The organism is Caballeronia mineralivorans PML1(12) (assembly GCF_001028175.1).
Lineage (GTDB): Bacteria > Pseudomonadota > Gammaproteobacteria > Burkholderiales > Burkholderiaceae > Caballeronia > Caballeronia mineralivorans.
The window spans coordinates 23,386-36,333 of record NZ_AEJF01000210.1 but is presented as its reverse complement, the minus strand read 5'-3'; the positions used below and the strand labels follow the sequence as shown (position 1 = coordinate 36,333).

The window sequence follows — 12,948 nt, the reverse complement described above, 5'->3', positions numbered from 1 at the left end:
ACGACTATGGCTGATCTTATCAACACTCCGGCATACGCATAAAGTCCCCTAAACGACGTTCCGCAACGGCGGAACGCAGCAGAACACAATGGAAGGAGACAGAGATGACAAAAATGCGAGCAGTCGACGCAGCCGTTCTCGTGCTGGAAAAAGAAGGAATCGAAATGGCGTTCGGCGTTCCGGGCGCGGCGATCAACCCGTTCTACTCCGCCTTGCAACGCGCCGGCAGCATCGGCCACGTGCTGGCACGCCATGTGGAAGGCGCGTCGCACATGGCCGAAGGATATACGCGGGCAGCGCCAGGGAATATCGGCGTGTGCATCGGTACGTCGGGACCGGCGGGAACGGATATGATCACCGGGCTGTATTCCGCCCAGGCCGACTCCATCCCGATTCTCGCGATCACGGGCCAGGCGCCGCGTTCACGGCTCTATAAGGAAGACTTCCAGGCGGTCGACATCGAATCGATCGCCAAGCCGGTGACCAAGTGGGCGGTGACCGTGCGTGAACCGGCGCTCGTGCCGCGCGTGTTTCAGCAGGCATTCCACCTGATGCGCTCGGGCCGTCCGGGGCCGGTGCTGGTCGATCTGCCGATCGACGTGCAGCTCGCGGAAATCGAATTCGATATCGATACGTACGAACCCCTGCCCGTCTACAAGCCCAAAGCGACGCGTGTCCAGATCGAAAAGGCTTTGGCGATGCTGACGGCGTCCGACCGGCCGTTGATCGTGTCGGGCGGCGGCGTGCTGAATGCGGCAGCCGAGGATCTGCTTGTCGAATTCGCTGAGCTCATGAATGTGCCGGTTATCCCTACGCTGATGAGCTGGGGCGCCATTCCCGACGATCATCCGCTGATGGCCGGCATGTGCGGTTTGCAAACCGCGCATCGATACGGCAATGCCACGATGCTCGCCTCCGACTTCGTGCTGGGTATCGGCAATCGCTGGGCGAATCGTCACACGGGCAGCGTCGAGGTTTATACGAAGGGTCGCACCTTCGTCCACGTCGATATCGAGCCGACGCAAATCGGCCGCGTGTTTGGACCGGACCTCGGCATTGTCTCGGATGCAAAGTTCGCGCTCGAATTGTTCGTCGAAGTGGCGCGCGAGTGGAAGGCCGCAGGCAAGCTGAAGGATCGCGGCGCGTGGGTCGGCGAGTGCCAGGAACGCAAGCGCACGATGCATCGCAAGACGCACTTCGACAACGTGCCGATGAAGCCGCAACGCGTCTACGAAGAGATGAACAAGGTCTTCGGCCGCGACACCTGCTACGTCTCAACCATCGGTCTTTCGCAGATCGCCGGCGCACAGTTCCTGCATGTGTACAAGGCACGTAACTGGATCAATTGCGGTCAGGCCGGCCCGCTCGGCTGGACCATTCCGGCGGCGCTCGGCGTGCGCGCTGCGGACCCGCAACGGCCGATCGTCGCGCTCTCCGGCGACTACGACTTCCAGTTCATGATCGAAGAGCTTGCGGTCGGCGCGCAATTCCAGTTGCCGTACATCCATGTGGTGGTGAACAACTCGTACCTCGGCCTGATCCGTCAGGCACAACGTGGCTTCGACATGGATTATTGCGTCCAGCTCGCCTTCGAGAACATCAACGCACCCGATCTGAACGGTTATGGCGTCGATCACGTCGCGGTGGCCGAAGGGCTTGGTTGCAAGGCGGTGCGCGTATTCAACCCGGACGAACTCGCGCCCGCTCTTCGCCGAGCGCAGGGAATGCTCGCGGAATTCGGCGTGCCGATCATCGTGGAAGTGATCCTCGAGCGCGTGACGAACATCGCGATGGGCGCGGAGATCGATGCGATCAATGAATTCGAGCCGCTCGCCGAAACCGAGCAGGACGCGCCGACGGCCATTGCGCACCACGCCTAAGAGAGAACTGAGCCATGCCGAAATTTGCTGCAAACCTGACGATGCTGTTCAACGAAGTACCGTTCCTTGACCGCTTTGCGGCGGCGTCCGATGCGGGCTTCGAAGCGGTGGAGTTCCTGTTCCCGTATCCGTACCCGGCCACGGACCTTCGTCAGCGTCTCGACGCCAACAATCTCCAGCTCGTACTGCATAACCTGCCGGCAGGAAATTGGGAAGGCGGCGAGCGCGGCATCGCGTGCCTGCCCGACCGGAAAGAGGAATTTCGTGAGGGCGTGACGCGGGCTATCGAGTACGCGAAAACGCTGAATGTGCCGCAGCTAAATTGTCTCGTCGGCATTCCCCCCGCTTCGGTGAGCCTCAAGGAAGCGCGGGCGACTATTGTAGAAAACCTGAAATTTGCAGCCGATGCGTTAAAGAAAGAAGGCATCCGGTTGCTGGTCGAACCGTGCAATTACTTCGATATCCCCGGCTTCGCGCTGAACCGGTCGCAGGAAGGACTGGATGTGATTCGTGACGTCGGCTCGGACAATCTGTTCCTGCAATACGACATTTATCACATGCAGCGCATGGAAGGCGAACTGGCCGCCACGATCAAGCGCAATCTGCCGTCGATCGCGCATATTCAACTGGCCGATAACCCGGGCCGCAACGAACCGGGCACGGGCGAGATCAACTATCCGTTCCTGTTTTCGCTGCTGGACTCACTCGGCTACGACGGCTGGATCGGTTGCGAGTACAAACCACGCGGCACGACTGACGCCGGCCTTGGCTGGCTGCAGGAAATCGCTGGCTGGAAGACTGCGCGAGCAGCGGCATAACTGGAGGAGACGAACGTAATGGCAACAATCGGTTTTATCGGCCTTGGCATCATGGGCGCGCACATGGCGCGCAATTTGAAGAAAGCTGGCCACGCGCTGGTGCTGAACGGCGCCTATCCCGTGCCGGACGACCTGCGCTCGCTGGGCAAACTGGTTGGCAGCTCGACAGAAGTTGCGCGCGCTAGCGAAATCATCATCTTGATGGTGCCGGACACGCCCGATGTCGCGAACGTCCTCTTTGCTGAAGACGGCGTGGCGAAGGGACTCGAGAAAGGCCAGCTTGTCATCGACATGAGCTCCATCTCGCCGCTCGAAACGCAAGCGTTCGCGAAGAAAATCAACGCGCTCGGCTGCGATTACCTCGATGCGCCGGTGTCAGGTGGCGAAGTGGGTGCACGCGAAGCGACGCTGACGATCATGGTCGGCGGTCCCGAAGCGGCGTTCGAACGCGCGAAGCCGCTCTTCGAAGTGATGGGCAAGAACGTGACGCTCATCGGCGATAACGGCGCGGGGCAGACGTGCAAGGTTGCGAACCAGATCATTGTGGCGTTGAACATTGAAGCGGTGGCCGAGGCGCTGCTGTTCGCTTCAAAATCCGGCGCGGATCCCGAGCGCGTGCGGCGCGCGTTGATGGGTGGCTTCGCGGCATCGCGGATTCTGGAAGTTCATGGCGAGCGCATGACGAAGCGCACGTTCAATCCGGGCTTTCGGATCGAGTTGCATCAGAAAGATCTGAATCTCGCGCTGGAAAGTGCGAAGAAGCTGGGTCTGGCGTTGCCGCATACCGCGAGCGCACAGCAATTGTTCAGCGTGTGTGTGGCGAACGGTGGGCGTGAATGGGATCACTCAGGAATGGTGAAGGCGCTGGAACTGATGTCGAATCATCAGGTTACCGAATGAACTGTTTGAAAACCGGCTGATGCATACGCATAGCCGGTTGCATAAAGTGCAATAAAAGCTGGGTCCGTCGAGCGGCGCCCGGTGATGACGTGGAAGCCTTGGTCGGTCAGACGTCATTGCCGGGTGTCCGCCTGCCGGATCTTTTTTTGTTTTGGTGCCTGACTGTGAGCGCGCCGACAGCCCGTCCACACAGTATTGCAACTCCATCGGCGAAATCCGAGAACTATCGCTTAGTTCTCGCGACTAAATGGCTCGGTTCTATCGGGCCGATCTACCGGGTCGCGTTTTTTATTGCGTCGGGTTTCGAAGGGTTTGACATGCCCTGGTCGAACGACGATCCGCGCGTGGCTCCCCGCAAACGATCCTCACTGGCTCTTTTAGGCTTTGCGAAGGCACTCTATGATCTCCTGGACTATTTCGCACTATCCCAATCACACTCGCCAGGAAAAGCACGACCATGACATCAACAACCCCTCTTCAGATCAGATCGGTGGCCGTTGCTGATTTTGATGCATGGTTGACGCTATGGCGCGGCTATCAGGCCTTCTACAAGACCGACATCCCGATGGATACCACGCTGCGCACATGGGCGCGAATGCTCGATCCGGCAGAACCCGTGTTCGGCGCGGTAGCGGTCATGGACGGGCGTGTGGTCGGCATGGTGCATTGGATCATGCACCGGTCATGCTGGACCACCGGCGACTATTGTTATCTGCAGGACCTGTTCGTGAAAAGCGATATTCGCGGAGCCGGGATTGGACGCAAGCTCATCGAGCATGTCTACGCCAAGGCCGCAGAAGCGCAATGCTCGCGGGTCTGGTGGCTGACCCACGAGACCAATACCGATGCGATGCAGTTGTATGACCGCATCGCGGACCGGTCGGGGTTCGTGCAGTATCGGAAGACGCTGGGGTGACCGATAGGTAGGGCTCAGCGTTTCTCTGCCGTCAGTACGTGTCGAACACACGTTGCAAGTCCGCCGGCGCGGTGCCCGCCGCCAGCGCCAACATCAGCAGCACGCGCGCCTTGTACGGATTCAAAGCGCCCGCCGTAATCGAGCCAAGCGCATCGTCCGGCGCAGCGCCGTTGCGCATCACGTGCCCGGCTCCCACCCGTGAGGACCGCACGACCGCCACGCCTTGCTTGACGGCGTCGGCAACGGCTTGTTGCAGCGTCGAATGGATCGAGCCGTTGCCCGTCCCCGCGATCACCAGGCCTTTGACACCGGCAGCAACCAACGCATCGATAGCCACTCGCGACGCCCCCGCGTAACTCGTCACGATCTCGATTGCGGGCAGTTCGGCGCTTATCTGGAACGGGCTCTGCAGCGTGTGCGGCCGCACCACCGAACGCTGAAATTCCACCTGTTCGTCCTGCACCCAGCCGAGCGCGCCGCCTTCGGGTGACCGGAAGGCATCGACGGCATAGGTGCTCGTCTTGGTTACGTCGCGTCCGCAGTGGATCTGGTTATTGAAAGCGACCAGCACGCCCTGCTTCCACGATGCCCGACTCGCCGCCACCGTCACCGCATTTAAAAGATTCAGCGGCCCGTCGGCGGATAAAGCCGTCGCTGGGCGCATGGCGGCCGTCAGTACGACCGGCTTCTCGCTTTTAACGGTCAGATGCAGCAGGTACGCCGTTTCCTCGAGCGTATCCGTGCCGTGCGTGATGACGATTCCATCGATATCGTCCTGCTCCAGCAGCGCGTTCACGCGCGCGCACAACGTGGCCCACAGCGCCGGCGTCATGTCCTTGCTGTCGATGCTCGCGACCTGCTCCGAGTGAATCCGCGCGAGCTGCGACAGCGACGGCACGGCACCGAGCAATTTATCGACGCCGACTACGCCGGCCTTGTAGCCCGAGGTTTTCGCGGCATCGCTGGCCTCGCCCGCGATGGTACCGCCGGTGGCCAGCACCGCGATCCGCGGCAATGAAGTGTGTGAGGAGTTCATGGCCGCAATTGTAGCGGAGCGGCGGCTGGCCGGTCTCTAAGCTGCTTCCCGCAACTGCGCTGCGATCTGCGCTTCATCGAGTTGCGGCGCGAACATCTCGATCAGCCTGTACGCATACGCCCTGAGGAAAGCGCCCTTGCGCAAGCCCACGCGCGTGGTGCTGGCTTCGAACAGATGCTGCGTATCGAGCGCGACGAGTTCGGTATCGCGCTTCTCGTCGAAGGCCATCGCCGCCACGATGCCGATGCCCATGCCCAGCTCAACGTACGTCTTGATCACGTCGGCGTCGATAGCGGTGAGCACCACGTCCGGCAGTGCGCCCACTTTCGCGAACGCCTGGTCGACGTGCGAACGGCCCGTGAAATCGTTATCGTAGGTGACGATCGGATATTCGGCGATTTCATCGAGCGTGAGGTTTTCACGGCCGACCAGCGGATGCCCCTTCGGCACGACCACCGTGTGATGCCACGAATAGCAAGGGAACGTGACGATATCCGGATAACGGTCGAGCGCTTCCGTCGAGATGCCGATATCCGCCTCGCCATTGATGATCATCTGCGCGATCTGTTGCGGACTTCCCTGGCGCAGTGCGAGATGGACTTTCGGGAACACCTCGGTGAATTGGCGAATCACCTTGGGCAACGCATAACGCGCCTGCGTGTGAGTCGTCGCCACGACCAGATGGCCGTTGTCCTGATCGGCGAACTGGCGGGCTACGCGGCGCAGATTCTCGGCGTCGAGCAGCATGCGCTCGATCACCTGATGCACTTCCTTGCCCGGCTCGGTCAGGCCTGTCAAGCGCTTGCCGCGTCGAATGAAAATGTCGACGCCGAGTTCGTCCTCGAGATCCTTGATCTGCTTCGATACACCCGACTGCGACGTATAAAGCACATTCGCGACCTCGGTCAGATTCATGTTCTGCCGGACGGCCTCACGCACGAAACGTAATTGCTGGAAGTTCATGTCAGCCTCTCTTCTTGAGTATTCTTAATGTGCCGGAAACACGCGCAGAACGCGCGGTACGGCAGTCACGCCATCGCCAATATTCAGGTTCAATCCACGCCAGGTTTCGCGATCCAGTTCTGCTTCGAGCACATTGCCTTCAGCGCCTTCCAGATCCACGCGCACCGAACCGCCCAGCGTCACGACCCGCCGTACATCGACCACGATGCCATCGCGATGACCCGTAGCCGTTGGGAACAGCGTGAGGTCGTGCGGCCGGACGTAGGCCACTGCCGGGCCCGCGAAATTCGCTTCGGTGGCGATCGGTTGCGCCGCGCCCTGAGCCACGAAACCGTTTGCATCCACGCTGCCTTTGAGCCGATTTGCCGCGCCGAGAAACTCGTACACGAACGACGTCTGCGGATGATCGTAGACATCTTGCGGGCTGCCGACCTGCTCCACATGTCCACGATTGAGCACCACGATCCGGTCCGCGACTTCAAGCGCTTCTTCCTGATCGTGGGTCACGAAAATGGTGGAGATATGGAGGTCATCATGCAGACGCCGCAACCAGCTACGCAGTTCCTTGCGGACCTTGGCATCGAGTGCGCCGAACGGTTCATCGAGCAGCAGCACTTTCGGTTCGACAGCCAGCGCCCGGGCCAATGCGATTCGCTGCCGCTGTCCACCCGAGAGTTCCGACGGGAACCGTTGCGCCAGCCAGTCGAGCTGCACGAGCTTGAGCAATTCATGCACTTTCTCGCGGATCACCGCTTCGGACGGCCGCTCCTTGCGCGGTTTCACGCGCAAGCCGAACGCCACGTTCTCGAACACGGTCATGTGACGGAACAGCGCGTAATGCTGGAACACGAAACCGACCTGCCTTTCGCGAGCGCCCACGGCCGCCACGTCCTCGCCGTTCAGCACGACCGAACCGGCGTCCGCGTATTCCAGCCCCGCGATCACGCGCAGCAGCGTGGTCTTTCCACAACCCGACGGCCCGAGCAGCGCGACGAGTTCGCCCGCCGGAAAGTCGAGCGAGACGTTGTCCAGCGCGACGAAATCGCCGAAGCGCTTCTGCAAATTGCGAACGATGATGCTCATGGTGATCTTCGCCTTCTAGTTCTGGATTGACACGACGGGCACATCGGCGGGTCGCGCCTGCACTGCTGCAATCGATTGCGACATGCGGCGTTCGGCGAGCAGCTTGAGGGCCAGCGTCACGAGCGCGAGCAGCGCCAGCAGCGAGGCCACGGCGAACGCCGCCGAAAAGTTGTACTCGTTGTAGAGGATCTCTACATGCAGCGGCATGGTGTCGGTTTGTCCGCGAATATGGCCCGATACCACCGATACCGCGCCAAACTCGCCCATCGCACGCGCGTTGCAAAGAATCACGCCATACAGCAAACCCCACTTCACGTTCGGCAGCGTCACGCGGCGAAAGATCTGCCAGCCCGATGCGCCAAGGACGTGCGCCGCTTCTTCCTCGTCGTTGCCCTGCGCCTGCATCAGCGGGATCAGCTCGCGCGCGACGAACGGGAACGTGACGAAGATCGTCGCCAGCACAATGCCGGGCACGGCGAAGATGATCTGTACGTTGTGGTCGATAAGCCAGGGACCGAACCAGCCCTGTGCGCCGAACATCAGCACGTAGATGAGGCCAGAGACGACCGGCGAGACCGAGAACGGCAAATCGATCAGCGTCGTGAGGAAAGCTTTGCCGCGAAATTCGAACTTCGCGATGGACCACGATGCCGTCAACCCGAAGACCACGTTCAACGGCACCGCGATTACGGCAACGATCAGCGTGAGTTTGATGGCGGACCACGCGTCCGGGTCTTTCAGCGAGTCGAAGTAATAATCGACACCCTTAGCGAACGCCTGTGCAAACACAGCAATGAGCGGCACCACGAGAAACAGTGCGAGGAAAATCAGCGCAATGGTGGTCAGGATCCAGCGCACGGCGCGCGGTTCGGTAACCGGATCGAGCTTATGTTCGATCGCACGCGGCACCGCGACGTCCACCGCTTTCTGGTTGGCCGTGCTCATGCTTTCGCCCCATCGATATGCAACGCACCGGCCGAAGCGGGCGCGGGCCCTGCCCCGCTGCGGCTCGTGCGCCGTTGCAGGAACCATTGCAGCGTATTGATCAGCAGCAGCATCAGGAACGACACGCACAGCATCACCACGGCGATTGCGGTGGCCCCGGCGTAGTCATATTGTTCGAGCTTCGTGATGATCAGCAACGACGTGATTTCGGACTTCATCGGCACATTGCCTGCGATGAAAATCACCGACCCGTATTCGCCCAGCGCACGCGCAAACGCGAGCGCGAAACCAGTCAAAAGCGCGGGAAACAACGACGGCAGCACCACGCGGCGAAACGTCAGCCAGCGCGTGGCGCCAAGGCACGCGGCCGCTTCTTCCTGCTCGCGTTCGAAATCTTCAAGCACGGGCTGCACGGTGCGCACCACAAACGGCAAGCCGATAAACGTCAGCGCCACGAGCACGCCCAACGGCGTGAACGCCACCTTGAGCCCGAGCGGTGCGAGAAACTGGCCGATCCAGCCGTTTGGCGCATACACGGCCGCGAGCGCGATGCCAGCAACGGAAGTCGGCAAGGCAAACGGCAGATCGACCACAGCATCCACCACGCGCTTGAACGGGAACGTGTAGCGCACCAGCACCCACGCCACCAAAAAACCGAACACCGCGTTGATCAGCGCGCCGCCGAGCGCAGCAGTAAACGTCAGCCGATACGAGGCCAGCACGCGCGGCGCCGTGACCGCGCGCACGAACGTCGCCCAGTCGAGCGTGGCCGTCTTGGCGAACGTCGCGGCGAGCGGGATCAGCACCACCAGGCTCAAATACGCCACCGTGATGCCGAGCGTCAGGCCGAAGCCCGGCAGTGCGCTGGGCTTGCGGAAAATGAAAGTCGTCATGCCTGAATCATCCAGTTCCGTGGCGCCGCGGGGACGGCGCTTCGGGGTCAATCTTCGGGTTGGTTTTCTGGCCGTCTGACGCGGCCGTAGTGTTATTTCAAGCTTCTTTACGACTACAGCACCGCGAGCGCTTCGGCGCCGGCGATGCTGTCTTTCATGCCGCCGTGTTTACTGCGGCTGATAGATCGAATCGAATACACCGCCATCGGCGAAATGCGTCTTTTGCGCCTTGGTCCAGCCACCGAATGAATCGTCGATGGTGTAAAGCTTGATCTTCGGGAACTGCTTCGTCAGTGCAGCGGGCACCGCCGTCGAACGCGGCCGATAGAAATTGCGCGCCGCGATTTCCTGACCTTCCTCGCTGTACAAATACTTGAGATACGCCTCGGCCAACTTGCGGGTGCCATGGCGATCGACCACCTTGTCGACGACCGCAACCGGGGGCTCAGCCAGGATGCTCACCGACGGCACCACGATCTCGAACTTGTCCGCTCCGAATTCCTTCAGCGACAAAAACGCCTCGTTTTCCCACGCGATCAGCACGTCGCCCTGACCACGCTGCACGAAACTCGTCGTCGCGCCCCGCGCGCCGGAATCCAGCACGCCGGCATTCTTATAGAGCTTGGTCACGAAGTCCTTCGCAGTCGTCGCATTACCGCCCGGCAGATGTTCCGCATACGCCCATGCCGCGAGGTAATTCCAGCGCGCACCGCCCGATGTCTTCGGATTCGGCGTCACAATGGACACGCCCGGCTTGAGCAGGTCCGGCCAGTCCTTGATCTGCTTTGGGTTACCCTTGCGCACGAGGAACACGATCGTCGATGTGTACGGCGACGCGTTATCCGGCAAGCGCTTCTGCCAGTCCTGGTCTACCAGTCCCTTAGCTGCCAGCGCATCGATGTCATAGGCCAGCGCCAACGTCACCACATCGGCCTGCAGGCCATCCAGGACCGACCGTGCCTGACCGCCCGAGCCGCCGTGCGACTGTTTGAACGTGACGGTTTCGCCGGTTTCAGCCTTCCATTTCTTGCCGAACGCCTGATTGAACTCCTGATACAACTCACGCGTCGGGTCGTACGACACGTTGAGGAACGATGTGTCGGCGTGCGCTTGCGCGATCAAACCCACCCCCGACGCCGCCCCGATCACGGCCGTCGCGAATAGCTTCCTTGCTCGTGCGCCCCACCCCGAATTCCGACTCCGCATTCCCCGTTCTCCGTCTTATGTGTTTGAGGAGCCGAGTCTATCGACGGGTCTTCATTATTAAAAATAATTGTTATTCATTCTTTTAGATGAAAAAGTGCTAATGACCGCTGGAAGCGGCGTTGCGGCCATCAAACAGGTGCTGAAGCGCCATGTTTACCCCTTCTGTGTGGTTCCGACGACGTCGAACTTAAAGTAAAGCTTGAAAAGCATCGAATACTGTATAAAACTACAGGCATCTGTTCATCCATACAGTGGACGACCGGCCATATAAGGGGCAAAAGCACGTGACCAAAATGAGCAAACTGACTACGCGGCAGCAAGAGGTTTACGAACTGATCCAGCGCGCTATCGAACGCACGGGGTTTCCGCCCACGCGCGCCGAGATCGCAGCGGAACTCGGTTTTAGCTCCGCCAATTCGGCCGAAGAGCATCTTCGGGCGCTGGCGCGTAAAGGGGTGATCGAACTGGCCGCGGGTTCATCGCGTGGCATTCGCTTGTTGAGCCAGGGCGGCCCTGATGACGGACCCCATCAGTTCACGCTGCCGCATGCCAGCATCATGCAACTGTCCTTGCCGCTGGTCGGGCGCGTGGCGGCGGGTAGCCCGATCCTCGCGCAGGAACATATCTCTCAGCATTACGCCTGCGATCCGGCGCTGTTCTCCAGCAAACCGGACTATCTATTGAAGGTGCGTGGTCTTTCCATGCGCGACGCGGGCATCTTGGACGGCGATTTGCTCGCCGTGCAGAAGAAAAACGAGGCGAAGGACGGGCAGATTGTCGTGGCGCGGCTTGGCGACGACGTCACGGTGAAACGCTGGAAACGTCGTCCGGACGGTGTTGAACTGATCGCTGAGAATCCTGACTACGAGAATATCTTCGTGGCGTCGGGAAGTGATGACTTCGCACTGGAAGGCATTGCGGTTGGGTTGATTCGTTCCGGCGAGCTTTGATTTCCGCAAGGTTTTCGGTTTCTGCTTCTGTTTTGATTTCTGTTTTCTGATTCTTCTGATATGCAGGGCGGCGGCGGGCGTTCCCGCTTCCAGCCGCGCTGCAATTGCATTCCGGTCCTATAAAGCGTGACGGACATCGCAGCCGCGATGAACCGGCGCGCGTCCTATTGTCTTCGGAGAAACATCATGGAACGATTCGCCCGCCTGTTTTCTGCCTCGTTTTTAACGGCATCTTTCGCACCGGCTGCACGCTCGCCCCTGTCGTTTCGGCAATTTCGCGAGTTCGGCCGGTTGCGGCATCTGCGCGCGCTGATCTCCTGCAAGACGCAAACGCCGGCCGACACCCGCGATCTCTTCGACGAACTCCCCGTCCTGCCCTCACGGCAGCCTGCGTTCGCCCGGGTGTCGTTGAGCGCGTCGGTGCATACGCGGGCCGAGCAACGTGCGCCGGTGCGGGTTTATCGCGGGGAATCGCGGGTGATCATGGTTGGCAATATCAACGCCGTATCGCGCATGATCGACCGGTGTATTGACGAAGAACGTGCAGGGGTTGAAGACGGATTGCTCGCCTGATTTTCAATATCGATGAGTTTTGCAGGGATAATTTCGGCGCCGTTGCGGTCCATCTGGAGAGTTGTCTCTACTCTCGCATTCGAGCCGCATCCATCTCATCAGCCACGAGGCGCCCTAACGTATGTCCCGCACCAGCAAGTCCGTTGTAATTGCGCTGATCGTCGTCGTTGTCGTAGCAGCACTCGGTTTGATCTATGCGTCGCCGTATATCGCGCTCGACCGGTTGAAACGCGCCGCCGACGCCCGCGACGCGCAAACCGTGAATCAGTACGTCGACTTTCCGTCGCTGCGTGAAAGTCTGAAAGACCAGGTTGGGCAGTTGCTCACGCGGAAAATCGATACGCAGAAGAGCGGCAATCCGCTCGCGATGATCGGCGCCTTGATTGGTGCAGCGTTGATTGGCCCGCTGGTGGATTCGTACGCGACGCCCGACGGCGTGGCGGCGCTCCTCAACGGCATACCGCCGCGAGGCGATCCGGGCGAAAAACCGCCGGTTCCGTCCGAGGCGAACAGCCCTGCTGGCGCTGCTCCGGGAACCGCGCCAGCGCCTCTATCAGCCGCGCCCGCGCAACCTGCGCCTACCACCGTTGCGCCGTCTGCACCATCCGCGCCGAAGCCCCCGCCGCAAACCACGGCGGGATATCGGAGTTTCGATACTTTCGCGGTGAACTATCAGCATGGCGCCGGCGACGCCCGCTATTCAGCTATTCTCCGGCGCTACGGGCTGTTCTCGTGGAAGCTCGTCGCGGTGGAGTTGAACGGTTGAGCGAGTAATTAGTTACCCA

The 12,948-nt window shown here is 60.6% G+C and carries 14 protein-coding genes; 8 read left to right on the top strand and 6 right to left on the bottom strand.

What is annotated here, in order from left to right:
• The first annotated feature begins 104 nt into the window (after window positions 1–104).
• The 5 genes from gcl (at window position 105) to EOS_RS35105 (ending at window position 4,514) form a co-directional block, all read left to right on the top strand.
• Window positions 105–1,880: a glyoxylate carboligase gene (gene gcl / locus EOS_RS35120; RefSeq protein WP_047896818.1), complete on the top strand. Its 1,776-nt coding sequence runs from the start codon at window positions 105–107 to the stop codon at window positions 1,878–1,880.
• Window positions 1,881–1,894: 14 nt separating this feature from the next.
• Complete coding sequence (gene hyi / locus EOS_RS35115) at window positions 1,895–2,698, top strand: hydroxypyruvate isomerase (protein ID WP_047896817.1); 804 nt, start codon at window positions 1,895–1,897, stop codon at window positions 2,696–2,698.
• 18 nt (window positions 2,699–2,716) lie between these two features.
• Window positions 2,717–3,598, top strand: a complete 882-nt coding sequence (gene glxR / locus EOS_RS35110; protein ID WP_047896816.1) for a 2-hydroxy-3-oxopropionate reductase — start codon at window positions 2,717–2,719, stop codon at window positions 3,596–3,598.
• 89 nt (window positions 3,599–3,687) lie between these two features.
• Window positions 3,688–4,059 (top strand): hypothetical protein, encoded by a 372-nt coding sequence (locus tag EOS_RS46630; RefSeq protein ID WP_152693228.1) that lies wholly within the window; start codon window positions 3,688–3,690, stop codon window positions 4,057–4,059.
• Entirely contained in the window at window positions 4,056–4,514 is a 459-nt protein-coding gene (locus EOS_RS35105; protein ID WP_047896815.1) for a GNAT family N-acetyltransferase, read from the top strand. Before EOS_RS46630 ends, EOS_RS35105 begins: the two co-directional genes overlap by 4 nt.
• 31 nt (window positions 4,515–4,545) lie before the next feature.
• On the opposite strand, the gene EOS_RS35100 is transcribed toward EOS_RS35105, so the two are convergent.
• From EOS_RS35100 to EOS_RS35075, 6 genes are all read right to left on the bottom strand, one after another.
• Entirely contained in the window at window positions 4,546–5,550 is a 1,005-nt protein-coding gene (locus tag EOS_RS35100) for an asparaginase (RefSeq protein ID WP_047896814.1), read from the bottom strand.
• A gap of 36 nt (window positions 5,551–5,586) precedes the next feature.
• Window positions 5,587–6,513 carry a CysB family HTH-type transcriptional regulator gene (locus EOS_RS35095; RefSeq protein WP_047896813.1) on the bottom strand — a complete coding sequence of 309 codons (927 nt, stop codon included), beginning with the start codon at window positions 6,511–6,513 and terminating at the stop codon, window positions 5,587–5,589.
• A 24-nt stretch (window positions 6,514–6,537) separates the two neighbouring features.
• A complete protein-coding gene (locus EOS_RS35090; RefSeq protein WP_047896812.1) occupies window positions 6,538–7,596 on the bottom strand; it encodes a sulfate/molybdate ABC transporter ATP-binding protein in 1,059 nt (352 codons plus the stop codon).
• 15 nt (window positions 7,597–7,611) lie between these two features.
• The gene (cysW, locus tag EOS_RS35085; RefSeq protein WP_047896811.1) at window positions 7,612–8,541 is read right to left on the bottom strand and encodes a sulfate ABC transporter permease subunit CysW; all 930 of its coding nucleotides are present in this window, start codon (window positions 8,539–8,541) and stop codon (window positions 7,612–7,614) included.
• The gene (gene cysT, locus EOS_RS35080; RefSeq protein ID WP_047896810.1) at window positions 8,538–9,434 is read right to left on the bottom strand and encodes a sulfate ABC transporter permease subunit CysT; all 897 of its coding nucleotides are present in this window, start codon (window positions 9,432–9,434) and stop codon (window positions 8,538–8,540) included. Before cysT ends, cysW begins: the two co-directional genes overlap by 4 nt.
• A 168-nt stretch (window positions 9,435–9,602) precedes the next feature.
• Window positions 9,603–10,640, bottom strand: a complete 1,038-nt coding sequence (locus EOS_RS35075; protein WP_047896809.1) for a sulfate ABC transporter substrate-binding protein — start codon at window positions 10,638–10,640, stop codon at window positions 9,603–9,605.
• Between the two features lie 293 nt (window positions 10,641–10,933).
• On the opposite strand from EOS_RS35075, the gene lexA reads away from it, so the two are divergent.
• From lexA to EOS_RS35060, 3 genes are all read left to right on the top strand, one after another.
• On the top strand, window positions 10,934–11,590 hold the full coding sequence (gene lexA, locus EOS_RS35070; RefSeq protein ID WP_047896808.1) for a transcriptional repressor LexA: 657 nt from the start codon (window positions 10,934–10,936) through the stop codon (window positions 11,588–11,590).
• A 186-nt stretch (window positions 11,591–11,776) separates the two neighbouring features.
• Window positions 11,777–12,163: a hypothetical protein gene (locus EOS_RS35065; RefSeq protein WP_235443056.1), complete on the top strand. Its 387-nt coding sequence runs from the start codon at window positions 11,777–11,779 to the stop codon at window positions 12,161–12,163.
• A gap of 121 nt (window positions 12,164–12,284) precedes the next feature.
• Window positions 12,285–12,929: a DUF2939 domain-containing protein gene (locus EOS_RS35060; RefSeq protein ID WP_047896807.1), complete on the top strand. Its 645-nt coding sequence runs from the start codon at window positions 12,285–12,287 to the stop codon at window positions 12,927–12,929.
• Window positions 12,930–12,948 lie beyond the last annotated feature (19 nt).